Here is a 26,087-nt window from a genome sequence, read left to right as displayed (position 1 = left end):
ACCTGCCGTCACCAGTCCGTCGCAGCGCGCAGCAGCGACTCGTGCGCCCGCGCGATGTGCGGCAGGGACAGCGTGCCGGTGCGCACCACCACGAAGTACGTACGCAGTGGCGGCACCGGCGGGTCCAGCAGCGCCACCAGCCGGCCGGCGGCCAGGGCGTCCTCGCACAGGTAGCGGGGCAGGACGGCGAGACCGGCGCCCGAGGCGGCCGACTCCAGGACGGCGCGCAGGTCGGGTGCGACGACGGTGGCCGCGGCGGCCGGTTTCGACTCGAAGACCGCCGCCCAGTAGCGCGCCACGAACGGCAGCGACTCGTGCACCTCGACCACCGGTAACTGCTCCAGCACCACGGCGCCCTTGCGCAGCAGGACGCCGGGCGCCAGCCGGGCGGCCCAGCGCGGCGAGGCGACCAGGACGTGCTCCTCGTCGCAGAGCGGGGTCGCGGTGAGCAGTCCGCCGCGGGGGCGGGCGGTGGCGATGGCCAGGTCGTGGTGGCCGGCGGCCAGCCCGTCGAGGACCTCCTCGGCGGCGGAGACCAGCGACGTGCGTACCGCGAGTCCCTGGGAGACCAGCGAGGTGAGGGCGGGCAGGACGCGCACCGATGTGAACTCGGGCGGCCCGGCGAAGTGGAGCGTGCGTACGCCGGACTCGTCGTCGAGACCGGCCTCGGCGATCTCGACGAGCGCGTCGAGGTGCGGCGCCGCGCGGTGGGCGAGCTCGTCGCCGATCGTGGTGGGCGTGACGCCACGGGCCTGGCGCAGGAACAGCGGGCGGCCCAGCTGGCGCTCCAGCGAGCGGATCTGGCTGGTGACGGCCGGCTGCGAGAGGCCCAGAAGTGCGGCGGCGCGGGTGAAGGAGCCGGCCCGGTGCACGGTGACGAACGTACGCAGCAACGCCAGATCCATGCGCCTCCCCCTCCCGCCCTCCGGCGACCGCTGCGGCCACGCGCGGCTGACGTCGCCTCAGGGACGACTGTCCAACTATAAATAAGTCGATAGGTCTCTGTCGCTACAGTGATTGGACACTGACACAGAGTCAACTAGCCTTGTGCACGCGGTCAGCCGCAGGAAAACACGGACGGTCCGAGCCATGAGGGGGGAGGCTCGGACCGTCCGTTCGTCGTAGTGGGTCCGCTCAGCCCGCCTCGTCCAGCGCGCGCAGCACATCCGCCACCAGGTCCTCGGTGTCCTCGGCCCCGACCGAGAAGCGGACGAAGCCCTCGGGCACCGCGTCCCCGCCCCACCGCCCGCGCCGCTCCGCCGTGGACCGGACCCCGCCGAAGCTGGTCGCGTCGTCCACCAGCCGCAGCGCGCCCAGGAAGCGTTCCGCCCGCTCCCGGTCGGGCAGGACGAAGGAGACGACCGACCCGAAGCGCCGCATCTGCCCGGCCGCCACCTTGTGCGACGGGTCCCCCGGCAGTCCGGGATACCGCACTCCCGTCACCCCCTCGCGCGCCGACAGCGCCTCGGCGAGCGCCAGCGCGGTCGCGCACTGCCGGTCGACGCGCAGCTGGAGCGTCGCCAGCGACCGGTGCGCGAGCCAGGCCTCCATCGGGCCGGCGATCGCCCCGGCGATCTTGCGCCAGCGCCGTACGGAAGCGGCCAGGGCGGCGTCGCGGCACGCCACGTACCCGAGCAGGATGTCGCCGTGTCCGGTCAGGCCCTTGGTGCCGCTGGCCACGGAGACGTCCGCGCCCAGCTCCAGCGGGCGCTGGCCGAGCGGGGTGGCGAGCGTGTTGTCGATCGCGACGAGCACGCCCCCGGCGTGCGCGGCGGCCACCAGCCGCCGGATGTCGCACACGTCCAGCCCCGGGTTCGACGGCGTCTCGATCCAGAGCAGCCGCGCCCCCTCCAGCACCGACAGCTGCGCGTCGCCGCCGGTCGGCGCGGTGCGCACCTCGATCCCGTACGCCTGGAGCTGCTCGCGCACCAGCGCCAGCGCCTGGTAGCCGTCGGCCGGCAGGACGACCGCGTCCCCGGCCCTCAGCTGCGAGAACAGTACGGAGGAGATGGCGGCCATCCCGGAGGCGAAGACGACCGTCTCGACATCTGGAGCACCCGGCGCCTCCAGCTCACCGATCGCCCGTTCCAGATGCGTCCACGTCGGGTTCTCGTCCCGCCCGTACGTGTAGGGGCCGGTCGGCTCCCCGGGCAGGTGGTAGTGGGCGGCGAACACCGGTCCCGGGAGGGTCGGTTCGTACGCCCTCGGCTCGGGCAGCCCGGCCCGTACCGCCCTGGTTCCGTCGCCCCATGTCATGCGGCACGCTCCTTCAGACGTTCGGGTACGGCGTCGCAGACGAAACAGACGCGGTACGTGGTACTCACGGGACTCACCCTGCCTCAGTCCCTGCCGTCGGGGAGAACCACGTTCATGGCCCACGACACGACAGAGATGATCAGGCCGCCGAGGACGGCGGTCCAGAAGCCCTCGACGTGGAAGTTCAGGTCCAGCTTGTCGGCCAGCCACGAGGTCAGCAGCAGCATCAGCGCGTTGACGACCAGCGTGAACAGGCCCAGCGTGAGGATGAACAGCGGCAGCGTGAGCAGCTTCACGACCGGCTTGACGAGGAAGTTCACGATGCCGAAGACCAGGGCCACCAGGACCAGGGTCAGGGCCTTCTTGCCGGTGCTGTCACCGGTCAGCGTGATGTCGGCGAGCAGCCAGATCGCCACGGCCAGAGCGGCCGCGTTCGCGAGCGTCTTGACTAGGAAATTCATCATGTGTCTGATCGTGGCAGACACGATCGGATCAAGTGCAGGGGCGGACGGGCGATGAAGGCATTCCGACTGGATGAGCTGGAGGCGGAACGGGCCGCCAATGACGGCGCGTATCTGCAGTTCCTTCGGGAGCGGAACATGTCGGTGGGCCTGTACGCGCTCGACGCCGGGGAGCTCGACCCGCAGCGGCCGCACAAGGAGGACGAGGTGTACTTCGTCGTCAGCGGGCGCGCGTCGATCACGGTGGGGATGGAGACGACGCAGGTGGGGCGGGGCAGTGTGGTGTACGTGCCGGCCGGCGTGCCGCACAAGTTCCACCACATCACCGAGGACCTGCGGGTGATGGTGGTCTTCTCTCCTCCGGAGAGCTGATCTCCTCCGGAGAGCTGAGCGCCGGCGCCCGGCGGGACCGGGGTTCCCTAGGGGGAGGATCAGGGGAGAGCGAGGGCTGCGGAGCCCCCGTGACGAGCCGGCGGCACCTAGCATCGAAGGTGCCCAACGGTAGGACATGTCACCAGAGATGAGGTCGGGACAATGGCGGCGGTACGGGAAATACTCGCGGGAATGCCCTGGTGGGTGAAGTGGATCGCCATACCCGTCATTGCCCTGGTGGTCTTCGGGAGCCTGATCGGGACCGTGATCAGTGTGCTGATCGGGCTGCTGTTCAAGGTGCTCGTGTTCGCGCTGCTCGTCGGTGGACTCATTTACGTCGTACGGAAGTTCATGTCCTCCTCGTCATCCCGCGGCGACTGGTGACCTCCATGGAGCAACTGTCCGGGCATTCGCCCGCCTGTTAGCCCGGGCGGGGGAACGGCCCTGGCGAAACCTCACCCCGAACGGAGGCTGCCATTAGAGTGGCAAGCCTCCGCTGCCCTTGGAACCAAGGGGTTTACGAACGCCCTACCAGCGGTTTGTACGACTGAATGGGCGAAACGCCTGGGGGTGACCTTTGGCCACGGCACCGCATTCCCCTACCCGTACCCCTACCGCTACTCCTGCCCCTCCTCCGACTCTGATCGGCTCCGTGCAGCGGGCGCTGAGGCTGCTGGAGGCCGTGGGGTCCCACGCCGACGGGGCCCCCGCCAAGCAGTTGGCGCGTGAGACGGGCCTGCCGCTGCCCACCGCGTACCACCTGCTGCGCACGCTGACGCATGAGGGCTATCTGCGCCGGGAGAACGGTGTGTTCCTCTTCGGCGAGGCGGCAGGGCGGCTGGCGGGTGGCGGAGTTCTGCAGAATCGTCGCAGCAAGATCGAGAACTCGCTGGCGCACTGGCGGGACGCGATCGGCGTTCCCGTGTATTTCGCGGCCTACCGCGACGGAGAGATCGAACTGATCGCCGTCTCGGACACCCCCGCGGCGCCCGCCGTCGACGAATGGGCCGACTTCCGGGCGACGGGCCATGCCCATGCGATCGGGCAATGCCTGCTCAGCCAGCTCGACGAGCGGTCCCGCCGGGACCATCTGGACCGCCATCCCGTGCAGCCGATCACCCCCTACACCGTGCGTGACCGGCGGACGCTGCTGGAGCGGCTCAGGGCCACGGAACGGACGCAACCGGTCGTGGAGCGCCAGGAGTACGCGCTTGGTACGGTCTGCGCGGCCATCCCCATCACGGCGGGTTCCGCTGCCGCCACGATGGCCATTTCCGTACCGTCCCACCAGGAACACCGGTTGCTGCCCGCGGTCGACCGCCTGCGCGGGGAGGTGGGGAAACTCTTCAGCTCGTTGGCGTTCTCTATCAGTATCTGAAAACTCACTCCTTGTGATCCTGTAGCGCTTACAGGACGATTGCGTCAAGAGGGCCAGTACGGACCATTCCTGGCCGTTTTTCCAGCCGCTTTTCTTCACCGATCTTCATCAGCTGTTGTTCGCCACTGCTTCATTCACTGCGGGGTACATGATGCGCGAGTCGGTTCAGGCCGAAGTCCTGATGAGCTTCGTCGTCTCCGAGGAGCTCTCGTTCAGGATTCCGGTCGAGCTGGGGTACGAGACCAGGGACCCGTTCGCGGTCCGGATGACGTTCCACCTGCCCGGCGATGCGCCTGTCACCTGGGCATTCGGCAGAGAACTGCTCCTGGACGGGATCAACGGGCCCAGCGGTGACGGCGATGTGCACATCACGCCCACCGGACCCGAGGACCTGTCGGACGTGAGCATCCGGCTGCAGGTCGGTGCCGACCGTGCGCTGTTCCGGTCCAGCGCGCCGCCCCTGGTGGCCTTCCTCGACCGCACCGACAAGCTGGTGCCACTGGGGCAGGAGCGCACGCTCGGTGACTTCGAGGGCCACCTGGAGGAAGCCCTCGGCCGGATCCTCGCCGAGGAGAACGCCGGCTGAGGCCCTTCCGGCTGAGGCCCTACCGGCTGAAGACCGCGGGGCGGGCCGGGGGGAGAGGCGCGGCTACTTCTTGCGTCGCCGGCCCCGTCCCCCACCGCGTACCGCCACCGGTGCCTCGGCACCCGGCCGGTCGGCCGAGACGACCAGGGCGGCCAGCGCGGTGGTCACCGGCACCGAGGCCACCAGACCGATCGAGCCCACCAGGGTCCGCACGATTTCCTCCGCGACCAGTTCGCTGTTGGCGACCGTCCCCACGCTGCTCTGCGCGATCGAGAACAGCAGCAGCAGGGGAAGGGCCGCACCCGCGTAGGCGAGCACCAGCGTGTTCACCACCGAGGCGATGTGGTCGCGGCCGATCCGGATACCGGCCCGGTACAGGGCGCGTGGCCCCATCTTCGGGTCCGCCTGGTGCAGCTCCCACACCGCCGACGTCTGGGTCACCGTGACGTCGTCGAGCACACCGAGCGAACCGATGATGACACCGGCCAGCAGCAGACCGGACATGTCGATGTTCGGGTACAGGCCATGGATGAGGCCCGTATTGTCGTCGGTGTTGCCGGTCAGCGAGGCCCAGCCGATGAAGAGTGAGCCGAGCAGGCCGATCAGCAACAGGGAGATCAGCGTGCCCAGCACGGCCACCGAGGTGCGCGCGGTCAGGCCGTGGCAGCTGTAGAGCGCGATCAGCATGATGGCGCTCGACCCGACCACCGCCACGACCAGCGGATTCGAGCCCTGCAGAATGGCGGGCAGGATGAACAGGGTCAGCACCGCGAAGCTCACCGCCAGGGCGACCAGGGCCATCACTCCGCGCAGCCGGCCGACGGCCACCACCGCCAGGGCGAAGATCGCGGCGAGCAGCGCCATCGGCACCTTGCGGTTCACATCGGTGACCGAGTACTGAAGGTCACGCGGGGCGTCGGGGGCGTACGCCACCACGACTCCCTGGCCTTCCTCCAGTTGGCGGGGGGCGTCCGGCTGGACGATCTCGACGAACTTGCGGCCCTTGTCCTTGCCGGTCGTGACCTCGACCGTCGCCTTGGCGCACTGCCCCTGCTGGGCATTGACCGCCTCGCGGCCTTCGGGCGTGGTCGTGTCGCCGGTCGGCGGGACCTGCGCGGCGTTCACGTCCCGGCAGTCCACCTTCTCGACCTGGACCACGGTGCCCTGCTCGGTCTGCCGGTCGAAGCCGACACCCGTGCGCTCGTGCTCCGGGGCGCCGCCCGGCCACAGCACGGCGAGGCCGACGAGCACCGCCGTCGCGAAGGGGATCAGTACCGCGGCGATGACCTTGCGCAGGTGCTTGGAGACGGGCGCGGCGGGGCCATGGCTGTGGGCATGGCTGTGCGTATGACCATGTGCCTGTCCGGTCGGTTCGGGGGACTGCTGCGAGGAAGTCACCGACCGATCATCGCAAGAACGACGGGGGCCCTCTGTTCAGCGTGGCCGGGATAGCGCTAGCGTGGTGGCACCTTTGCACACGCGGGAGCTCGGAGCACCGGGCTGAGAGGGCGCTGACATCCGTACGACGGGTACGGAAACCGCTGCGTCGACCGCCGAACCTGTTACCGGGTAATGCCGGCGTAGGGAGTAGGTCACGATGACCGTTCAGGACGCACGCACGCCTGCCTCGAACCAGAACGACGAGGCCGGGAAGTCCATCGGATGGCACAAGGGGTACATCGAGGGCTCGCGCCCCGACCTCCGGGTGCCGGTCCGCAAGGTGCACCTCACCAACGGCAAGGACGTGACGCTGTACGACACGTCAGGGCCGTACACCGATCCGAATGTCGAGACCGATGTACGACGCGGCCTGCCGCCGCTGCGAGAGAACTGGATCATCGGCCGCGGCGACACCGAGGAGTACGCGGGCCGCCCGGTCCGCCCCGAGGACGACGGGATCAAGCACACCTCGCCGCGCGGCGGGCTGCGCAACCTCGACGCCGTCTTCCCCGGCCGCCCGCGCCAGCCCCGCCGGGGCCGCGACGGGCAGGCGGTGACGCAGCTCGCGTACGCGCGCCGGGGCGAGATCACGCCGGAGATGGAGTACGTCGCGATCCGCGAGAACGTCTCCCCCGAGGTCGTGCGCGAGGAGATCGCGGCCGGCCGCGCGGTCCTGCCGGCCAACGTCAACCACCCGGAGATCGAGCCGATGATCATCGGCAAGCGGTTCCTGGTGAAGGTCAACGCCAACATCGGCAACTCGGCGGTCACCTCCTCCATCGAGGAGGAGGTGGAGAAGATGACCTGGGCCACCCGCTGGGGCGCCGACACGGTCATGGACCTCTCCACCGGCCGCAACATCCACACCACCCGCGAATGGGTGCTGCGCAACTCGCCCGTGCCCATCGGCACCGTGCCGCTCTACCAGGCCCTGGAGAAGGTCGACGGCAAGGCCGAGGAGCTGACCTGGGAGATCTACAAGGACACCGTCATCGAGCAGGCCGAGCAGGGCGTCGACTACATGACGGTCCACGCGGGCGTGCTGCTGCGGTACGTGCCGCTGACGGCCCGCCGCAAGACCGGCATCGTCTCGCGCGGCGGCTCGATCATGGCCGCGTGGTGTCTGGCACACCACAAGGAGTCGTTCCTGTACGAGAACTTCGAGGAGCTCTGCGAGATCCTCGCCGCGTACGACGTGACGTACTCGCTCGGCGACGGCCTGCGGCCCGGCTCGATCGCGGACGCCAACGACGAGGCGCAGTTCGCGGAGCTGCGTACGCTCGGCGAGCTGAACCAGATCGCCAAGCGGCACAACGTACAGACGATGATCGAGGGCCCGGGCCATGTCCCGATGCACAAGATCAAGGAGAACATCGACCTCCAGCAGGAGATCTGCGAGGAGGCGCCGTTCTACACGCTCGGCCCGCTGACCACCGATGTGGCCCCGGCCTACGACCACATCACCTCCGGTATCGGCGCGGCGATGATCGCCTGGTGGGGCACCGCGATGCTCTGCTACGTCACGCCCAAGGAGCACCTGGGCCTGCCCAACCGGGACGATGTGAAGACCGGCGTCATCACCTACAAGATCGCCGCGCATGCCGCGGACCTCGCCAAGGGGCACCCGGGAGCCCAGGAGTGGGACGACGCCCTGTCGGACGCCCGGTTCGAGTTCCGGTGGGAGGACCAGTTCAACCTGGCCCTCGACCCGGACACGGCGCGCGAGTTCCACGACGAGACGCTGCCTGCCGAGCCGGCCAAGACCGCGCACTTCTGCTCCATGTGCGGGCCGAAGTTCTGCTCCATGAAGATCTCGCAGGACATCCGGCGTGAGCACGGCGGTGATCTGAAGGAGACGGAGATCGAGGCCGGAATGGCGGAGAAGTCCAAGGAGTTCGCCGCCGCCGGTAATCGGGTCTATCTGCCGCTGGCGGACTGACATCCGTCGTCTAGGAGAGCCTGTTTCACGTGAAACGTCTGTTCGTTTCACGTGAAACAGGGCACCCGGGCGGTCGGTCAGTCCGGTTGGTGCTCCGGCCCGCCGAAGTCGGGACTGGTGAAGTCCGGGCTGGTGAACGTCGGGCGGGAGCCCGCACCGCCATCGCTTGGGCTGGAGAAGTCCGGCCCGCTGTAGCCCACCTTAGGGATCCGGCCGACATGGCGCGGAGGCACCCCCGAGAGGGGGTCCGCGCTGGGGTCGGCCAGGGCATCCCGCAGGAACGGCAGGATCCCCCGCTCCAGCAGGGCGTGGCGCCATGCCTCCCTGGCGCGGGCGACCTCCTCGGGCAGGTCGCCTCCCGGTTCCTGGGCCGACACCTGCGTGGAGCTGTTGCGCAGTGCCGTGATCAGCAGACCGATCGCGGCGGCCAGGAGGCCGGCCGCCGTCGCGGCCCCGAAGAACCAGCCTGCCGCGAGCAGGGAATCGGCGAAGGCGGGAGCCGGGTCGAGCGCCTTCAGGACATAGCCCACCAGCAGGAAGATGACCGCCGCTGTGCCGGCCAGCACCGGTGCCAGCACGGTGACGATGACGCCGACCCCGGCGCCGGGGCCCGCGTCGGTCTCGTCACCGGCCGGGGCCAGGACGGACTGGATGGCGGACACTCCTTTGGGGGTGCGCGACTCCTCACGCACCTTGACGAAGTGGTCGTACTCCGCGGCGGCGGCCGCGGAGATCAGCGCCGTGGCGTTCAGGGCCATGGTGCGCAGCTGCTCGGTGTTGAGCCGCTGCCCGATCCCGGCGAGATCCGGACGGTCGTGCGCGGTGCGCAGCGCGTCGTCGAGGATGCGCTCGTACTCGGCGCGGTCCTCGGTCAGCAGGTGCGGAGCGCTGGTCATGTGCATCCCCCGATGCTCCGTAGGGCCTGTTTGCCCGCGTAGAACGGGCAGTCGGGCAGAAACGGAGGAGAGCCTGCTACGGAAATACCGATGGTAGAGCGGTTACGGCAAGGGGTGACAGAGGATTTCCGGAAATCGCCTGGCCCGACTGCGCTGCGTCATGGCTCAGTTGGGCAGGGGGAGCTGGACGACCAGCAGTTTTCCGGCCATGGTCACCCCGCCGTCCATGGCGATCGCGAGCCCGTCCGCGTACACATGCGGTCCTTCCACCACCGGGCCCGTACCGTCCTCGCCGTCCTCCGAGCCCACTTCGCCCAGGAGATACGGAATGGGGCTGTGGCCGTGGACGATGCGCCGGCCGCCGTAGGCCGCCAGCAGTTCCTGTACGGCGGTGGCGCCGCCCTCGTCCCGGAACGCGAAGCGCTTGGTGAGCTTGCGGAACAGGTCCCAGCACTCGTCGGCGTCGCTGCGGGTCAGGATCTCGTGGACGGTGTCGTTGACGTCCTCGATCGTGGAGCCGTACTCCAGGTAGGCGGTGGTGTCGGAGTGCACCAGCAGGTGCCCGTCCTCCTCCACCACGGCGTCGAGCCGGGACATCCACTGGAGGTGGACGTCCTGGAGGCGGTCCATGTCGCTCTTCTGGCCGCCGTTGAGCAGCCAGGCCGCCTGGAAGGTGGCGGTGCCCGCACCGGAGTTGACGGGCGTGTCCGCGAAGCGCTTGGCGCCGATCAGCAACAGCTCATGATTGCCCATCAGGGCCTTGCAGTAGCCGCCGGCGGCGGCGGCCTCGGCGGAGAGCCGCATGACGAGGTCGATGACGCCGATGCCGTCGGGACCGCGGTCGGTGAAGTCGCCGAGGAACCACAGCCGGGCGTTGCCCGCCGCCCAGTGTCCCTCGGCGTCGATGAGGCCCTGGTGGCGCAGGGCGGCGAGGAGCTCGTCGAGGTAGCCGTGGACGTCGCCCACCACGTACAGCGGACCGGGGCCGTTCTCGGCGGCGGGCGCCGGCACCGTGGCCGGGGCCGTTTCGGGGGCGACGGTCACCTGGACGGTGTCGCCACGGTTGATCACCGGGAGGTCGCGCTCGGTCGGCGTGTACCCCTCCGGTAGCTCACCCTCGGGGAACGCGTTGCCCGGGTGAGCGGCATGACCCTGCACGGGCACCTGGGCGTACGGCGGTACGCGGAAGTCGCGCAACGTCGCCGTCCGCACCACGGGTCCCTGACCGGCCCCCTGAGTCATCGACCCCTCCACCACCGTCGCGACGCCCTACACCTGGCGGACCGGCCTGGTCGGGGCGGTCCGCGGTGTCGTCCGCCCATCATAGGAATGAGCCTTGTGCTCTGTGACGCACCAGGGGTGGTGAATCCGGGTGCACCCCGGGTTCACCGGCCGATTCGCACCAATTGAGGAGGTCTGGACGCGGTCCGGACCGATGGGCGAGCCGGGTCACCCCGGGAGCATCCGCCGGTCATTCCTGCGAGGGGGACCGGGGAGGGCTGACGGTCGTCCGCGGCGAGCGTCGCTGGGACGACGTCCGGACGATCAGCTCGGTCGGTATCACCTGCTCGACGGGACGGTCGGTTTCGATGCCCTCGATGGCGTCGATGAGCAGATGGACGACCGCGGTGCCGATCCGGCGGGGCTTGAGCGAGAGCGTGGTGATGGGCGGTTCGGTGGCGGCGTAGACGGTGGACTCACTGCAGCAGACCAGCAGCAGATCGTCCGGTACGCGCAGCCCGTAGCGGCGCGCCGCTGCCAGCAGGTCCGTGCCGTTGGGGTCGAACAGCCCGTACACGGCGTCGGGCCGGTCGGGCCGGGCCAGCAGCCGGTCGGCGGCGACGGCGCCGGCGCAGGGGTCGTGGGCCGGGTAGGCCTCGTAGACCGGGTCCTGCCCGACGCGTTCGCACCAATTGAGGTACGCGGTGGTGGACAGACGGGTGTACGTGTCGGTGGTGGTGCCGGTGAGCAGGCCGATCCGGCGGGCGCCGGCGGCGGCGAGATGGTCGAGCAGATCGAGGACGGCGGCTTCGTGGTCGTTGTCGACCCAGGCGGTGACCGGGAGGGTGCCGGCCGGGCGGCCGTCGGAGACGACCGGCAGGCCCTGGCGGACGAGCTCGGTGACGACCGGGTCGTGGTCGGAGGGGTCGATGACGACGGTGCCGTCGAGGGCGACGTTCGACCAGACGTCATGGCGTGAGGTGGCGGGCAGAATGACCAGGGCGTAGCCGCGGGCGAGCGCGGCGGAGGTGGCGGCCCTGGCCATCTCGGCGAAGTAGGCGAATTCGGTGAAGGTGAAAGGTTCATCCCCGTAGGTCGTCACGGTCAGGCCGATGAGGCCGGACTTGCCGGTACGGAGCGTGCGGGCCGCGGCGGACGGGCGATAGCCCAGCCGGTCGGCGACCTCGCGGACGTGGCGGCGGGTGGCGTCCGGGAGCCGGCCCTTGCCGTTGAGCGCGTCGGAGACAGTCGTGATGGAGACCCCGGCTGCGGCGGCCACGTCCCGGATGCCCGCTCGCCCTTGCCGGCTTCCCCGGGTCTGTGCCCGGCTCACCTGGTGCTTCCCTGCTGCTGTCATGGCGAGCCGATAGTAGGGCGAGGTCGGGCGGTTGGGCCGTTCGCATATTCACTTGTTGACAGGCACGTTTCTGCACGGTCGCCACCCCCTAATGGCCTTGTAATTCAAGGCAGTTGGAGGGTTTTGGTTGGCGCCGCGAGTTGTCGGCGCACATGAGCCTGCCAAATGGACGATGTTTCGATGAGGTCTCAACTCACCTCTACGGGGGATGCGCGCCACGGCGCGAGCCACCGGCGCGCGGTGCAGGAGGGAGCGCTCCCCCCTGTGATCACGCCGGTGGCGTGGTCGGGCGTGGCGGGGCGCCGCGGTGGCGTGGTGGGTGCCGCGGGGCGTGGGGTGGGTTCCGCGATGGAAATTGGCCATTCGCAGCGCGGCGGAATCCTCATATGGTGAGCAGTATTGGTGGTACGTACGGTCGAGGAGGACCAGAGTGAGCGAGACGAGCCCGAAGCTGCGCGCCGTGCTGGACGGCATCCCCACCTACAAGCCGGGCAAGCCCGCCGCGGCCGAGGGGCCGGTCGCGTACAAGCTGTCCTCCAACGAGAACCCGTACCCGCCGCTGCCCGGCGTCATGGAGAGCGCGCTGGCCGCGGCGGCCGCGTTCAACCGCTACCCGGACATGGCCTGCACCGGCCTGATGAACGAGCTCGCCGAGCGCTTCGGCGTGCCCGTGACGCACCTGGCCACCGGTACGGGCTCGGTGGGCGTGGCCCAGCAGCTGGTCCAGTCCACCGCCGGCCCCGGCGACGAGGTCATCTACGCGTGGCGGTCCTTCGAGGCGTACCCGATCATCACGCAGGTCAGCGGTGCGACGCCGGTGCAGGTGCCGCTCACCCCCGGTGACGTCCACGACCTGGACGCGATGGCCGACGCGATCACCGACCGGACGCGGCTCATCTTCGTCTGCAACCCCAACAACCCGACCGGCACGGTGGTGCGCCGGGCGGAACTGGAGCGGTTCCTGGACCGGGTGCCGTCCGATGTGCTGGTCGTGCTCGACGAGGCGTACCGGGAGTTCATCCGGGACGTCGAGGTACCGGACGGCGTGAAGATCTACCGCGAACGCCCCAATGTGGCCGTGCTGCGCACGTTCTCCAAGGCGTACGGACTGGCCGGGCTGCGGGTCGGCTTCGCGGTCGCCCATGAACCGGTGGCCGCGGCCCTGCGCAAGACCGCGGTGCCGTTCGGTGTCAGCCAGCTCGCGCAGGACGCGGCGGTGGCCTCGCTGCGTGCCGAGGACGAGCTGCTGGGGCGGGTGGGGTCTCTGGTGTGCGAGCGGCAGCGGGTGTACGAGGGGCTCGTCGGTCAGGGGTGGACGGTGCCGGAGACGCAGGCCAACTTCGTCTGGCTTCGGCTGGGGGAGCTCACCGTGGACTTCGCGGCGGCGTGCGAGCAGGCGGGCGTGGTCGTGCGGGGGTTCCCGGGGGAGGGCGTGCGGGTCACGATCGGCGAGACGGAGGCGAACGACATCTTCCTGCGGGCGGCCGAGGCGTTCCGCAAGGAGCGGTACTAGCGGGTTGACGCTGGGGCGCCGGCCGCGGCGCCCGGTGGGCGGTGAGCGGTGGTGGGCGCGGGGTGGGTGCGTGGTGCCGCGCCTGGCCCCGCGCCCGACGGTGATGCCGGGAGCAAGGGCGCGGGGTTGCGCGCGGGGCGCGGGTGCCGGGGGTGCGGCCGGGGCGGTGGGGTGGGGGCGTGGCCCCTCCGGGCTCGTCTCTCCCCCAGAGGGGGCACCCCCACGAGGCCGGCGGCCTTGGGTCACTTGGTCATGGGAGCCCAACGGTCGCCGCCAACCTCTGCGGGGACGACCCTGCACGGCCCCGCCCCGGCCGTCTGCCGTCTGCGGGCCTTGGGTGGGGGTGGTTCGGCCCCCGGGCGGTTGTGGGCACGGCCCCGCCCCGGCCGTCTGGCGTCTGCGGGCCGTGGGTGGGGTTCGGTCAGGCGAGTTCGACGCGGATCGGGTCGCCCGAGCGCACCGTGGCGAGGGCGCGGGGGTCGCCGTCGATGCGGCCGAGGACGTTGCACGGGCTCGCCAGCCGGCATTCGTCGCCGCGCGAGATGGGCGTGGGTCCGTACGGCAGGGCCAAGGCGTCGCCCTCGGTCCAGAAGGCGACCGTGCCCGGCTCGACCACCTGCTGGGCGTTCGGCTCCAGGGCGGGGGAGGCGGGGGTGTCGAAGTAGACCTCTTCGCCCCAGGTGTGGGCGGTGGAGGTGATCGGGAGGGCCCCTACGAGCGCCTTGCTCGTGGGGGTTTCGTCGAGGGTGGCGGTCACGTGGCCGGCGGGCCAGGAGATACGTATCTGCATGCGCGAAATTCAACAAGATGTTGAAGTTTCGCGAAAGGGGACCCCCGGTCTGGGCTACGGATTTCGTTTGAGTCATAATAGCTTGTGATTGTGAACGCATTCACAAGCGCGCCTGGTTCCTCCCAAGATCCACCGGAATCGGCGAGGCGACGCAAGGACGTCCGGACCGTAGGACGTAGGCCGTAAGGAGAAGCTGACGTGGACCTGGCTCTGGCGCCAGAGACGCTGGCGAGGTGGCAGTTCGGTATCACCACCGTCTACCACTTCCTCTTCGTTCCTCTGACGATCTCCCTCGCCGCACTCACCGCCGGTCTCCAGACGGCATGGGTGCGGACCGAGAAGGAGAAGTACCTCAGGGCGACAAAGTTCTGGGGAAAGCTGTTCCTCATCAACATCGCGATGGGTGTGGTCACCGGCATCGTGCAGGAGTTCCAGTTCGGCATGAACTGGTCCGACTACTCGCGCTTCGTCGGTGACGTCTTCGGCGCGCCGCTCGCCTTCGAGGCGCTGATCGCGTTCTTCTTCGAGTCCACCTTCATCGGCCTGTGGATCTTCGGCTGGGACAAGCTGCCGAAGAAGATCCACCTGGCCTGCATATGGATGGTGTCGATCGGCACGATCCTGTCGGCGTACTTCATCCTGGCGGCCAACTCCTGGATGCAGCACCCGGTCGGATACAAGATCAATGAGAAGACGGGCCGCGCCGAGCTCACCGATTTCTGGCTCGTGCTCACCCAGAACACCACGCTGACGCAGGTCTTCCACACCATGTCCGCCGCCTTCCTGACGGGTGGCGCGTTCATGGTCGGTATCGCCGCCTTCCACCTGGCGCGCCGGAAGCACATCCCGGTGATGAAGACCTCGCTGCGGCTGGGCCTGGTCACCGTGGTGATCGGCGGGATGTTCACCGCGATCAGCGGTGACTTCCTCGGCAAGGTCATGTACGAGCAGCAGCCGATGAAGATGGCCGCGGCCGAGGCGCTGTGGGAGGGCGAGAAGCCGGCGCCGTTCTCGATCTTCGCCGTGGGTGACGTGGACAAGGGGCACAACAAGGTAGCGGTGGAGATTCCTGGGCTGCTGTCGTTTCTGGCGCACAGTGACTTCGAGTCGTACGTCCCTGGCATCAACGACACCAACAAGGCCCTGCAGGAGAAGTACGGCCCCGGTGACTACCGGCCCAACATCCCCGTCGCGTACTGGGGATTCCGGTGGATGATCGGCTTCGGCATGGCGTCCTTCTCGCTCGGGCTGGTCGGGCTGTGGCTGACCCGGAAGCGGTTCCTGCTTCCCGCGCGGCTGCGGGTGGGCGAGGACGAGGTTCCCAACCTGGTCCTGTTCAAGGGAGCCCTGAGCCCGAAGCTGACCAGGCTGTACTGGCTCGTCGCGCTGTGGACGCTGGCCTTCCCGCTGATCGCGAACTCCTGGGGCTGGATCTTCACCGAGATGGGCCGCCAGCCCTGGGTGGTGTACGGCGTGCTGCGCACCCGTGACGCGGTCTCGCCCGGCGTCTCCCCGGCCGAGGTGATCACCTCGATGGTCGTCTTCACGGCGCTCTACGCGGTCCTCGCCGTGATCGAGGTCAAGCTGCTCGTGAAGTACGTGAAGGCCGGGCCGCCCGAACTGACGGAGGCCGACCTCAACCCGCCCACCAAGATCGGTGGCCATGACCGGGATCCGGAGGATCCGAAGCGTGAAGTCGACCGGCCGATGGCCTTTTCGTACTGAGGACTGGAGCTGAGGCATGGAACTTCACGACATCTGGTTCGTCGTCATCGCCGTCCTGTGGACCGGCTACTTCTTCCTGGAGGGCTTCGACTTCGGCGTAGGCGTCCTGACCAAGCTGCTCGCCCGCAACCGGGTCGAGAAGCGGGTGCTGATCAACACCATCGGGCCCGTCTGGGACGGCAACGAGGTGTGGCTGCTCACGGCCGGCGGCGCCACGTTCGCGGCCTTCCCCGACTGGTACGCCACGCTCTTCTCCGGCTTCTACCTGCCGCTGCTGGTCATCCTGGTCTGCCTGATCGTGCGTGGTGTCGCATTCGAGTACCGGGCCAAGCGCCCGGAGGAGAAGTGGCAGCACAACTGGGAGCAGGCCATCTTCTGGACGTCGCTGATCCCCGCGTTCCTGTGGGGTGTGGCGTTCGGGAACATCGTGCGGGGCGTGAAGATCGACGCGACCAAGGAGTACGTGGGCACGCTGTTCGACCTGTTCAACCCCTTCGCGCTGCTGGGCGGGCTGGTGACGCTGACGCTGTTCACCTTCCACGGGACGGTGTTCACCGCGCTGAAGACGGTGGGGGACATCCGGGTACGGGCGCGGAAGCTGGCGCTGACGCTGGGGCTGGTCACCATGGTGCTGTCCGTCGGGTTCCTGGGGTGGACCCAGGTATCGCGGGGTGACGGCACGAGCCTGGTCGCGATGGCCGTTGCTGCCGTGGCGCTGGTCGGGGCGGTCGGTGCGATCAAGGCGGGGCGCGAGGGGTGGTCGTTCGCGCTGTCGGGTGTCACGATCGCGGCCGCGGTCGCGATGCTTTTCCTGACGCTCTTCCCGAACGTCATGCCGTCCTCGCTGAACCCGGAGTGGAGCCTGACCGTCACCAACTCGGCGTCCAGCGCGTACACCCTGAAGATCATGACGTGGTGTGCGGCCATCGCGGCGCCGCTGGTGATGCTGTACCAGGGCTGGACGTACTGGGTGTTCCGCAAGCGGATCGGTACGCAGCACATCGCCGACGCCGCGCACTAGTAGGGGATGTTTCACGTGAAACCGATCGACCCGCGTCTGCTCCGATACGCCCGGGCCACCCGTCTGTTCCTGGCGGCGGTGGTGGCACTGGGCGTCGTCGGGGCGGCGCTGGTCGTCGCCCAGGCGATGCTCATCGCCGAGGTCGTGGTGGGCGCCTTCCAGCGGGGGCTGGACGGCGGCGATCTCCGCGAGCCGTTGGTGCTGCTCGTCGTCGTCGCGGTGGGGCGGGGGGTCGTGTCGTGGCTGACCGAGCTGGCCGCCCACCGGGCGAGCGCCGCGGTCAAGTCGGAGCTGCGCGGCCGGTTGCTGGAACGGGCGGCCGCGCTCGGGCCTGGGTGGCTGAGCGGGCAGCGGGTCGGCTCACTGGTGGCGCTGGCCACCCGGGGCGTGGACGCGCTCGACGACTACTTCTCGCGCTATCTGCCGCAGCTCGGACTCGCCGTGGTGGTGCCCGTGGCGGTGCTGGCACGGATCGTCACCGAGGACTGGGTGTCGGCGGCGATCATCGTCGGGACCCTGCCGCTGATCCCCGTCTTCATGGTTCTCATCGGCTGGGCCACGCAGGCCCGGATGGACCGGCAGTGGAAGCTGCTGTCCCGGCTGTCGGGGCACTTCCTGGACGTGGTGGCGGGTCTGCCCACGCTGAAGGTGTTCGGCCGGGCCAAGGCACAGGCGGAGTCCATCCGTGCGATCACGTCGGAGTACCGGCAGGCGACGCTGCGGACGCTGCGGATCGCGTTCCTGTCGTCGTTCGCGCTGGAGCTGCTGTCCACCCTGTCGGTCGCCCTGGTCGCGGTCGGCGTCGGCATGCGGCTGGTGCACGGGGACCTGGATCTGTACACGGGCCTGGTGATCCTGATCCTGGCGCCCGAGGCGTATCTGCCGCTGCGCCAGGTCGGTACGCAGTACCACGCGGCGGCGGAAGGGCTGTCGGCCGCGGAGGAGATCTTCGCCGTCCTGGAGGCGCCGGTCCGCAAGGGCGGTGACAGGGCTGTTCCGGCGGATGTGCGGCTGGAGTTGGAGAACGTGACCGTACGGCACGCGGGGCGTGCCGAGCCGTCGCTGGACCGCGCGTCGCTGGTCGTGGAGCCGGGCGAGACGGTCGCCCTGGTCGGGCCGAGCGGGGTCGGCAAGTCGACGCTGCTGGATGTGGTGCTCGGGTTCGCGGAGCCTTCGGGCGACGGGGGTGCGGTACGCGTCGGGGGTGTGGACCTCGGGGCGCTGGACCTGGAGCGGTGGCGGGAGCGGATCGCGTGGGTGCCCCAGCGGCCGTACCTGTTCGCGGGGACCATCGCGGAGAACGTACGCCTCGCCCGGCCGGACGCGGACGACGCGGCGGTCGCGCGGGCGCTGCGGGACGCGGGCGCGGCCGAGTTCGTGGACGCCTTGCCGGAGGGTGCCGGGACGGTGCTGGGCGAGGACGGCGCCGGACTGTCGGCGGGGCAGCGCCAACGGCTGGCCCTGGCCCGGGCGTTCCTGGCCGACCGGCCGCTGCTCCTGCTGGACGAGCCGACGGCGGCGCTCGACGGCGCGACGGAGGCGGCCGTGGTGGATGCGGTTCGTCGTCTCGCCGAGGGACGCACGGTGCTCCTGGTCGTCCACCGCCCGGCGCTCCTGGCGGTGGCGGACCGGGTGGTCACGTTGCGGGAGGCTCCATCCGGCGGTACGGCCACCGTCGAGGCGGGCGCGCCGGGCGGTCTGGACGCGCTCGACGCGGCGTTCGGGCTGGTGGGCGGGGGCGGGGCGCAGACGCCCGTGACGGGGGAGGGCGTTGCCGAGGGGGCGGACGCCACTGCCGTACTCGCACGGGTGCGGGGCATGGCCGGGGAGTTGCGCGGGCGGCTCGCCCTGGCGCTGCTGCTGGGCAGCCTGGCCCTCGGGTCGGCCGTGGGGCTCATGGCCGTGTCCGGGTGGCTGATCTCGCGGGCCTCCGAGCAGCCGCCCGTGCTGTATCTGATGGTGGCCGTGACCGCGACCCGGGCGTTCGGCATCGGGCGGGCCGTGTTCCGCTACGCCGAGCGGCTGGTGTCGCACGACGCCGTGCTGCGGATGCTCGCCGAGGTACGGGTCGGCGTGTACCGCAGGCTGGAGCGGATCGCCCCGGCCGGGCTGCGTACGGTGCGCCGCGGCGACCTGCTGTCACGGCTCGTGTCCGACGTGGACGCCCTCCAGGACTACTGGCTGCGGTGGCTGCTGCCCGCCGGGACCGCCGCCGTGGTCGGCGCCGGGGCCGTCGGGTTCACCGCGTGGCTGCTGCCGGAGGCGGGAGCGGTTCTCGCGGCCGGGCTCCTGGTCGCGGGCGTCGCCGTGCCGCTGGTCAGCGGCGCCGTCGCCCGCCGCGCCGAGCAGCGGCTCGCCCCGGCGCGCGGCGCGCTGGCCATGCGGGCCGTCGACCTGCTGCGCGGCTGCGCCGAGCTGACGGTGGCGGGCGCCCTCGACCGGCGTATCGACCGGGCCCGCGAGGCGGACGGCGCGCTCACCCGGATCGCCACCCGCCAGGCCACCGCCACCGCCCTGGGCGGCGGGCTCGCCGCGCTCGTCACGGGACTGACCGTGGCGGCGGCCGCGCTGGTGGGCGTGCAGGCGGTACGCGACGGGCGGCTCGACGGCGTGACGCTGGCCGTCGTCGTCCTCACCCCACTGGCCGCGTTCGAGGCGGTCACCGGCCTCCCCCTGGCCGTGCAGTACCGCCAGCGCGTCAAGCGGAGCGCGGAGCGGGTGTACGAGGTGCTCGACGCCCCCGTCCCCGTACACGAGCCGCGCGAGCCGCGGCCCGCGCCGGACAGCCCCTTCCCGTTGGAGCTGCGCGGCCTCAGCGCCCGGTACGCGGGCCAGGACCGGGACGCCCTCGCGGCGTTCGACCTGCGCCTGGAGGCCGGCCGGCGGGTCGCCGTCGTCGGGGCGTCGGGCTCCGGCAAGACGACCCTCGCGCAGGTGCTGCTGCGGTTCCTGGACGCCCATGACGGCACGTACCGGATCGGCGGGGTGGACGCGGCCGGGCTCGACGGCGACGACGTACGTCGCCTGGTCGGGCTGTGCGCCCAGGACGCGCACACCTTCGACAGCTCCATCCGGGAGAACCTGCGGCTGGCCAGGCCCGGCGCGAGCGACGACGAGCTGCGCGCGGCACTGGACCGGGCCCGGCTGCTGGACTGGGTGGACGCCCTGCCCGACGGCCTCGACACGCTCGTCGGCGAGCACGGCGCCCAGCTCTCCGGCGGCCAGCGCCAGCGCCTGGCCCTCGCCCGCGCGCTCCTCGCCGACTTCCCCGTCCTCGTGCTCGACGAGCCCGCCGAGCACCTGGACCTCGCCACGGCGGACGCGCTCACCGACGACCTGCTGCGGGCCACCGAGGGCCGCACGACCGTACTGATCACGCACCGGCTGCACGGCCTGGACGCGGTCGACGACGTCGTCGTCCTGGACGGCGGGCGTACGGTGCAGCGCGGCTCGTACGCCGAACTGGCGGCCGCCGACGGACCGCTGCGCCGCATGCTGGAGCGCGAGCGGGCGGCCGATCTGCTCCTGGCGGCGGCGCCGGCAGGCTCCTGATGTCCTCGGCGAGTTCCTGGCGGCGCCGGCAGGCTCCTGGCGTCCCCCGGCAGGCTCCTGATGTCCCCAACGAGCTCCTGGCGTCCCCCGGCAGCGGAGCCGACTTTTCCCGCGAAACAGGACTAACTAGGCTCAGGGGCATGACCGCCCCGGAGCCCAAGGACCACCAGGACGGCGTGACGCGGGCGACCCGTGGCCTCCAGGGGCTGTCGACCGAGCTGACCGCCCGCGTCCCGCAACTGCTGGAGGCCATGCGGTCCGTCGGTACCGGGCTCGAACTGCACTCCACCCTCGACCGGATCTGCGAGACCGCCGCCGAGCTCGCCGACGCCCGCTACGCCGCCATCGGCGTCGTCGACGAGGAGGGCAAGGGACTGTCGGACTTCGTGACGTACGGGGTCTCCGACGCCGTCGCGCGTGAGATCGGCCGCCGGCCCGACGGCCACCCGGGCCTGCTCGGCGCGCTCATCCACCACCCCGAGGCCATGCGGCTCACCGATCTGACCGCGGACCCGCGCGCCGCGGGGTTCCCGGCCGGCCACCCCCCGATGCGGACCTTCCTCGGCGTACCCATCCGCGTCCAGGGCGAGATCTTCGGCAACCTCTACCTGACGGAGAAGCGGGGCGGGGCCGAGTTCAACGACGACGACCTGCACATGGTGCGGGTGCTGGCGACCGAGGCGGGGATCGCCATCGGCAACGCCCGCCTCTACGAGGCCGCACGCCAGCGCGAACGGTGGATCGACGGCTCGGTGGCCGTCACCACGGCCCTGCTGTCCGGCGGCGACGCCGACGAGGCCCTCTCGGTCGTCGCCGAACAGGCCCGCAGGCTCGCCGGCGCGTGCGCGGGGATCGTGCTGCTGCCGGCCGCCGACGGCTCCGGCGGTCTGGAGATCGTCGCCGTCTCCGCCGACGACCCGGCGACCGCGCTCGGCGTGGTCATCCCGCCGGAGAGCCCGGTCGTCGAGCGGCTCCTGGCCGGCGAGGCGGTGTTCATGGCGGACGCGGCGACCGACCCGCGCATGATCACCCGGCTGGCGCGGCACTACGGGCCCAGCATGATGCTTCCGCTCCAGAGCGGCGGCCGCGTCCTCGGCGCGCTCGCCACGCCCCGCGCCCCCGGAGCCCGCCAGTTCACCGCGATGGAACGCACCCTGGCCACCCAGTTCGCCTCCCAGGCCGCACTGGCGCTGATGATGGCGGAGGCGCAGCGCGACCGCGAGCGCCTCGCGGTGTACGAGGACCGGGACCGTATCGCCCGTGACCTGCACGACCTGGTCATCCAGCGGCTGTTCGCCACCGGGATGATGCTGGAGAGCGCCCAGCGCAGAGCGCTCGCGCCGGCCGTCCAGGAGGGGGTGGAGAAGGCCGTCGACGAACTGGACGTGACCATCCAGGAGATCCGTACCGCCATCTTCGCGCTCCAGCAGGGCCCGGCCGAGGCGCCGTCGGGCTTGCGCACACGCGTCCTGCGCGAGATCAACATGGCGGCCGTACCGCTGGGGTTCACCCCCTCCCACCGCTTCGCCGGCCCCGTCGACACGGCGGTCGGCGAACTCACCGGCAAGAACCTGGTGGCCGCGCTGCGCGAGGCGCTGTCCAACGCGTTCCGGCACGCGCGGGCCCATCGGATCGAGGTCGTCGTGGACGCCACCGCGACACTCCCCGACGGCAGGGCGGGGGTGCGGCTGACGGTCGCGGACGACGGGGTGGGCCTGCCGGAGGGCGGGCGGCGCAGCGGCCTCAGGAACCTCGCGCGGCGGGCGGAGTCGCTCGGCGGATCGAGCCGGTGCGGGCCGGGGATCGGCGAGGACGGCGGCGGTACGACGGTGGTGTGGGAGGCGCCGCTGTAGGCGGGGTCAGGTTTCCACGCCGGTGTACCCGGTCGGAGGAACAGGGATGGGCCGGTCGGCGGTACGACACCGCTGGGGTGCCGGACATCGGGCGCGCCCGGGGCCACCATCCCAGGATGGTGCTCGTGGTGCTGGCCGTACTGGTCGCCCTGCTCCCCCATCCCGCGGCCGCCGCCGCCGACGGGCCGGGCGGCGCGGCCGGGGAGGTGGCGCGGCTGTTCGACGAGGCCGCGCGGGCCACGGAGTCGTACGAGCAGGGCCGGCGCGCGGCCGCCACGCAGCGCGCCCTGGCCGGCCGGCTCCAGCGGGAGCTGGCCGTGAAGCGGCGCGAACTGGCCGTGCTGAACGACCGGATGGGCGAGGTCGCCCGGGCTCAGTACCGGGCCGGTGGGTCCCTGGGCCTGACCGCGCGGCTGCTGCTGGCCGACGACGCCGACGATGCCGACGAGGTGATCCGGGCGGCGCGGCTCGCCCGGCAGGCGGACCGGGTCGTCAACCGCCTGATGGAGCGCACCAGGGCGGCGGAGCGGCGCCTCGCGCGGGCGGAGAGGCAGGCCCGTACGGCGTGGCGCGACCTGGACGTGCGCCGCGAGCGGCTGGCCGCGATCCGGCGGGGCATCGAGGCGCGGCTGGAGCGGGCCCAGTGGCGGTTGCAGGCGGAGGCGGACCGACGGGTGGCGGCGGGGCGGTGCGGGGGTGCGGCGGGGATGGGTGGTGGTGCAGGCGGTGCCGGTGGCGCTAGCGGTACCAACGGTGCTCGCGGTGCTGGTGTGAGCGGTTTGAGTGGTGTGAGCGGTGTGAGCGGTCTGCGTGCCGGGGTCGCAGGTGGTGCCGGAGTCGCAGGTGGTGCAGGTGGTGCAGGTGCCCTTGCCCGTGCGGGTGGTGTCGGTCGCGTCGGCGGGGCGCGCGGGTGGGTCGCGCCGGTGGAGGGGTACGCCCTGTCCGCCGGGTTCCACCGGGCGGGCGCGCACTGGGCGCGCCGCCACACGGGGCAGGACTTCGCCGTGGCCGTCGGCACTCCGGTGCGGTCGATCGGGGCTGGCCGGGTGCGGTCGGTCACCTGCGGCGGGGCGTTCGGAATCGAGGTGGTGGTGCGCCACGCGGGCGGCTGGCACTCGCAGTACGCGCACCTGGCCGCGCCCGCCGTGTCCCCGGGGCAGCCGGTCGTGGCCGGGCAGGTGATCGGGCGGTCGGGCAACACCGGCAACTCGACGGGCCCGCACCTCCACTTCGAGGTGCGGCTCACGCCCCACATGGGCTCGGCCGTGGACCCGGTGCGCTGGCTGGGCGAGCACGGGGTCCGGCTGGGCCCCTCACCTCACTGACTGCCGAGGATGTCCTCGATGACGCGCGCGACACCGTCCTCGTTGTTCGCCACCGTCCGGCCGGAGGCGGCGGCGACCACGTCCGGGTGCGCGTTGCCCATCGCGTAGGAGCGGCCGGCCCAGGACAGCATCTCGATGTCGTTCGGCATGTCCCCGAACGCCACCACCTCGTCGGCCGAGATGCCGCGCTCGGCGCAGCACAGGGCGAGCGTGCTGGCCTTGGAGACGCCCAGGCCGCTGATCTCCAGCAGCGCGCTGGGGCTGGAGCGGGTGATGCTCGCCCGGTCACCGGCGGCCGTACGGGCCAGGGCGAGGAAGCCGTCGGGCGTCAGGTCGGCGTGGTGGGCGAGCAGCTTGAGCACGGGCGCGCCGGTGCCGGGCTCGTCCTCGTGCAGGAGCTTCTCGGCGGGGGCGATGGTGGCGGACGGGTCGAGCCAGAAGGGCGGGTAGTCGGGCTCGTAGTGGAAGCCGGTGGCGAGCTCGACCGCGAAGGCGGTGCCGGGTGCCTCACGGCGGAGCGTCTGTACGACGTGGAGGGCGGTCTCCCGCTCCAGCGGCCGGACCTCCAGCAGCTTGCCGCCGGAGTGGAGGTCGACGACGGCCGCGCCGTTGGCACAGATCGCCAGGCCGTGCCCGTGGACGTGGTCGCTGACGACGCCCATCCAGCGGGCGGGGCGGCCGGTGACGAAGAAGACCTCGATGCCGGCCTCCTCGGCGGCGGCGAGTGCCGAGATCGTCCGGTCGGAGACCGATTTGTCGTCGCGCAGGAGCGTTCCGTCCAGGTCCGTGGCGATCAGCCGGGGACGTCGGTGTGCCGTGGGCCGGGGCCGGGGAGAGGTCGCTGAGGTCACGCCGTCCATTGTCCCGTACGGGCTGCACGGGCGTGCGGATAGCTGCACATCTGAGCCAGGCCGGGGTTGTCAGTGGGGCACCGTAGGCTCGTTCCATGCGTCTGAGCACCGTGATCCTCCCCTCCCGCCGCTGGCACGACGGCGGCCGCGACGCGTGGCTGCGGGCCGAGCGGCTCGGCTTCCACACGGCGTACACCTACGACCACCTGTCGTGGCGGGTGCCGTTCCGGGACGGCCCGTGGTTCGGCGCGATTCCGACGCTGACGGCGGCGGCCGGGGCCACGGAGCGGATCCGGCTGGGCACGCTGGTGACCTCGCCGAACTTCCGGCATCCGGTCACGCTCGCCAAGGAGTTGATCTCGCTGGACGACATCTCCGGTGGCCGGGTCACGCTGGGCATAGGCGCGGGAGGCAGCGGGTTCGACGCGACGGCGCTGGGGCAGGAGGCGTGGACGCCGCGCCAGCGGGCGGACCGGTTCGCGGAGTTCGTGCCGCTGCTGGACCGGCTGCTGACCGAGGAGACGGTGACGCACGAGGGGGCGTTCTACTCGGCGGGTGAGGCGCAGAACATCCCCGGGTGCGTGCAGCGGCCGCGGCTGCCGTTCGCGGTGGCCGCCACGGGGCCGCGCGGGCTGAAGCTGGCGGCGCGGCACGGGCAGGCGTGGGTGACGACCGGCGACCCGAAGCTGTTCGGGACGGGTACGCCGGAGGAGTCGCGGCAGGCCCTGCTGGGGCAGCTGGACAAGCTCGGCAAGGCGTGCGCGGACGCCGGGCGGGACGCGGCGGAGCTGGACAGGATCCTGCTGAGCGGGTTCACCCCGGACCGGCCGCTGGAGTCCTTCGACGCCTTCGTCGACTTCGCGGGCCGTCACTTCGAGCTGGGCTTCACGGAGATCGTCGTCCATGCGCCGATCGCGGACACGATGTTCGCCGCCGACGAGGAGCTGTACGAGCGGATCGCGACGGAGGCCCTCGCCCAGCTGCGCTGACGCAGGCCGGGCAGGCGGTCAGCCGGAAAACCGGAGGTAGGCGGGCGGTACGGCGTCGGTGAGCCAGACCCCGTTGGCGCTGACGCGGAAGACATGGCCGTCCCGGTGCATGGCACCGGCGTCCACGGACAGCACGACGGGCCGGCCGCGGCGCGCGCCGACCCGGGCCGCCGTCTCGCGGTCGGGCGACAGATGGACATGGTGGCGGGCCATGGGGCGCAGCCCCTCGGCGCGGATCGCGGGCAGGTTGCGGGCGACGGTGCCGTGGTACAGGTACGCGGGCGGGACGGCCGGCGGCAGGTCCAGGTCGACGTCGACGGTGTGGCCCTGGTTGGCGCGGATCCGGTCGCCGTCGATCGTGAAGCGCCGCTTGTCGTTGACGGCGACGACGTGTTCCAGCTCGGCGCGGCTGATCCGTACGCCGTGCTCGGCGGCCGCCCGCAACAGGTCCTCGATCGCGACCCAGCCGTTCGGGTCGAGGACCAGTCCGATCCGCTCGGGCTGGTGGCGCAGGTGTTTCGCGAGGTACTTCGACACCTTTACGGTGCGTCTTTCATCCATG

General features: G+C 71.2%; 22 protein-coding genes. 12 read left to right on the top strand and 10 right to left on the bottom strand.

What is annotated here, in order from left to right; genetic code table 11:
* Positions 1-8 precede the first annotated feature (8 nt).
* The 3 genes from AMK26_RS22075 to AMK26_RS22065 all read right to left on the bottom strand — a co-directional run bounded on the left by AMK26_RS22075 (position 9) and on the right by AMK26_RS22065 (position 2,720).
* Positions 9-905 carry a LysR family transcriptional regulator gene (locus AMK26_RS22075; RefSeq protein ID WP_073756458.1) on the bottom strand — a complete coding sequence of 299 codons (897 nt, stop codon included), beginning with the start codon at positions 903-905 and terminating at the stop codon, positions 9-11.
* 229 nt (positions 906-1,134) lie between these two features.
* On the bottom strand, positions 1,135-2,256 hold the full coding sequence (locus AMK26_RS22070; RefSeq protein WP_073756457.1) for a cystathionine gamma-lyase: 1,122 nt from the start codon (positions 2,254-2,256) through the stop codon (positions 1,135-1,137).
* 83 nt (positions 2,257-2,339) lie between these two features.
* The gene (locus AMK26_RS22065; RefSeq protein WP_073756456.1) at positions 2,340-2,720 is read right to left on the bottom strand and encodes a phage holin family protein; all 381 of its coding nucleotides are present in this window, start codon (positions 2,718-2,720) and stop codon (positions 2,340-2,342) included.
* A gap of 51 nt (positions 2,721-2,771) precedes the next feature.
* Here AMK26_RS22065 and AMK26_RS22060 point away from each other — a divergent pair, with 51 nt between their 5' ends.
* From AMK26_RS22060 to AMK26_RS22045, 4 genes are all read left to right on the top strand, one after another.
* Positions 2,772-3,089, top strand: a complete 318-nt coding sequence (locus AMK26_RS22060; RefSeq protein ID WP_073756455.1) for a cupin domain-containing protein — start codon at positions 2,772-2,774, stop codon at positions 3,087-3,089.
* 162 nt (positions 3,090-3,251) lie between these two features.
* On the top strand, positions 3,252-3,473 hold the full coding sequence (locus AMK26_RS22055; protein WP_073756454.1) for a DUF5326 family protein: 222 nt from the start codon (positions 3,252-3,254) through the stop codon (positions 3,471-3,473).
* A gap of 268 nt (positions 3,474-3,741) precedes the next feature.
* Positions 3,742-4,467, top strand: a complete 726-nt coding sequence (locus AMK26_RS22050; protein WP_241838015.1) for an IclR family transcriptional regulator — start codon at positions 3,742-3,744, stop codon at positions 4,465-4,467.
* Between the two features lie 151 nt (positions 4,468-4,618).
* Positions 4,619-5,053 (top strand): SsgA family sporulation/cell division regulator, encoded by a 435-nt coding sequence (locus tag AMK26_RS22045; RefSeq protein ID WP_073756453.1) that lies wholly within the window; start codon positions 4,619-4,621, stop codon positions 5,051-5,053.
* 63 nt (positions 5,054-5,116) lie between these two features.
* Here the strand turns inward: AMK26_RS22045 and AMK26_RS22040 are convergent, their stop codons facing one another.
* Entirely contained in the window at positions 5,117-6,451 is a 1,335-nt protein-coding gene (locus AMK26_RS22040; RefSeq protein ID WP_073756452.1) for a YibE/F family protein, read from the bottom strand.
* Positions 6,452-6,650: 199 nt separating this feature from the next.
* On the opposite strand from AMK26_RS22040, the gene thiC reads away from it, so the two are divergent.
* Positions 6,651-8,432, top strand: coding sequence for a phosphomethylpyrimidine synthase ThiC (gene thiC / locus AMK26_RS22035; RefSeq protein ID WP_073756451.1), 1,782 nt, complete (start codon positions 6,651-6,653; stop codon positions 8,430-8,432).
* Positions 8,433-8,509: 77 nt separating this feature from the next.
* On the opposite strand, the gene AMK26_RS22030 is transcribed toward thiC, so the two are convergent.
* The 3 genes from AMK26_RS22030 to AMK26_RS22020 form a co-directional block, all read right to left on the bottom strand.
* Positions 8,510-9,334, bottom strand: a complete 825-nt coding sequence (locus AMK26_RS22030) for a hypothetical protein (RefSeq protein ID WP_073756450.1) — start codon at positions 9,332-9,334, stop codon at positions 8,510-8,512.
* A 159-nt stretch (positions 9,335-9,493) separates the two neighbouring features.
* A complete protein-coding gene (locus AMK26_RS22025) occupies positions 9,494-10,570 on the bottom strand; it encodes a metallophosphoesterase (protein ID WP_073756449.1) in 1,077 nt (358 codons plus the stop codon).
* 229 nt (positions 10,571-10,799) lie between these two features.
* A complete protein-coding gene (locus AMK26_RS22020; RefSeq protein WP_073756448.1) occupies positions 10,800-11,906 on the bottom strand; it encodes a LacI family DNA-binding transcriptional regulator in 1,107 nt (368 codons plus the stop codon).
* Positions 11,907-12,336: 430 nt separating this feature from the next.
* Here AMK26_RS22020 and hisC point away from each other — a divergent pair, with 430 nt between their 5' ends.
* Complete coding sequence (gene hisC, locus AMK26_RS22015; protein ID WP_073756447.1) at positions 12,337-13,419, top strand: histidinol-phosphate transaminase; 1,083 nt, start codon at positions 12,337-12,339, stop codon at positions 13,417-13,419.
* Positions 13,420-13,840: 421 nt separating this feature from the next.
* Here hisC and AMK26_RS22010 read toward each other — a convergent pair whose 3' ends face one another.
* Positions 13,841-14,209 carry a cyclophilin-like fold protein gene (locus AMK26_RS22010; RefSeq protein ID WP_073756446.1) on the bottom strand — a complete coding sequence of 123 codons (369 nt, stop codon included), beginning with the start codon at positions 14,207-14,209 and terminating at the stop codon, positions 13,841-13,843.
* Between the two features lie 198 nt (positions 14,210-14,407).
* Here AMK26_RS22010 and AMK26_RS22005 point away from each other — a divergent pair, with 198 nt between their 5' ends.
* The 5 genes from AMK26_RS22005 to AMK26_RS35770 all read left to right on the top strand — a co-directional run bounded on the left by AMK26_RS22005 (position 14,408) and on the right by AMK26_RS35770 (position 23,685).
* Positions 14,408-15,934 (top strand): cytochrome ubiquinol oxidase subunit I, encoded by a 1,527-nt coding sequence (locus tag AMK26_RS22005; RefSeq protein ID WP_073756445.1) that lies wholly within the window; start codon positions 14,408-14,410, stop codon positions 15,932-15,934.
* A 16-nt stretch (positions 15,935-15,950) separates the two neighbouring features.
* On the top strand, positions 15,951-16,955 hold the full coding sequence (cydB, locus tag AMK26_RS22000; RefSeq protein ID WP_073756444.1) for a cytochrome d ubiquinol oxidase subunit II: 1,005 nt from the start codon (positions 15,951-15,953) through the stop codon (positions 16,953-16,955).
* A gap of 15 nt (positions 16,956-16,970) precedes the next feature.
* The gene (cydD, locus tag AMK26_RS21995) at positions 16,971-20,507 is read left to right on the top strand and encodes a thiol reductant ABC exporter subunit CydD (protein ID WP_073756443.1); all 3,537 of its coding nucleotides are present in this window, start codon (positions 16,971-16,973) and stop codon (positions 20,505-20,507) included.
* A 140-nt stretch (positions 20,508-20,647) separates the two neighbouring features.
* The gene (locus AMK26_RS21990; protein WP_073756442.1) at positions 20,648-22,360 is read left to right on the top strand and encodes a sensor histidine kinase; all 1,713 of its coding nucleotides are present in this window, start codon (positions 20,648-20,650) and stop codon (positions 22,358-22,360) included.
* A gap of 116 nt (positions 22,361-22,476) precedes the next feature.
* Positions 22,477-23,685 carry a M23 family metallopeptidase gene (locus tag AMK26_RS35770; RefSeq protein WP_274536123.1) on the top strand — a complete coding sequence of 403 codons (1,209 nt, stop codon included), beginning with the start codon at positions 22,477-22,479 and terminating at the stop codon, positions 23,683-23,685.
* Here the strand turns inward: AMK26_RS35770 and AMK26_RS21980 are convergent.
* Positions 23,679-24,545 carry a Cof-type HAD-IIB family hydrolase gene (locus tag AMK26_RS21980; RefSeq protein WP_107421022.1) on the bottom strand — a complete coding sequence of 289 codons (867 nt, stop codon included), beginning with the start codon at positions 24,543-24,545 and terminating at the stop codon, positions 23,679-23,681. The genes AMK26_RS35770 and AMK26_RS21980 overlap by 7 nt on opposite strands.
* Before the next feature lie 86 nt (positions 24,546-24,631).
* Here AMK26_RS21980 and AMK26_RS21975 point away from each other — a divergent pair, with 86 nt between their 5' ends.
* Positions 24,632-25,525, top strand: a complete 894-nt coding sequence (locus tag AMK26_RS21975) for an LLM class flavin-dependent oxidoreductase (protein WP_073756441.1) — start codon at positions 24,632-24,634, stop codon at positions 25,523-25,525.
* An 18-nt stretch (positions 25,526-25,543) separates the two neighbouring features.
* On the opposite strand, the gene AMK26_RS21970 is transcribed toward AMK26_RS21975, so the two are convergent.
* On the bottom strand, positions 25,544-26,086 hold the full coding sequence (locus AMK26_RS21970) for an RNA 2'-phosphotransferase (RefSeq protein WP_073756440.1): 543 nt from the start codon (positions 26,084-26,086) through the stop codon (positions 25,544-25,546).
* Position 26,087: the final 1 nt, after the last annotated feature.

Origin of the sequence: Streptomyces sp. CB03234, from assembly GCF_001905885.1 — a bacterium.
In the GTDB taxonomy this organism is placed as follows: Bacteria; Actinomycetota; Actinomycetes; order Streptomycetales; family Streptomycetaceae; genus Streptomyces.
Note: the sequence above shows the minus strand (reverse complement) of the source record. Positions and strands in the feature narration are given on the sequence as shown.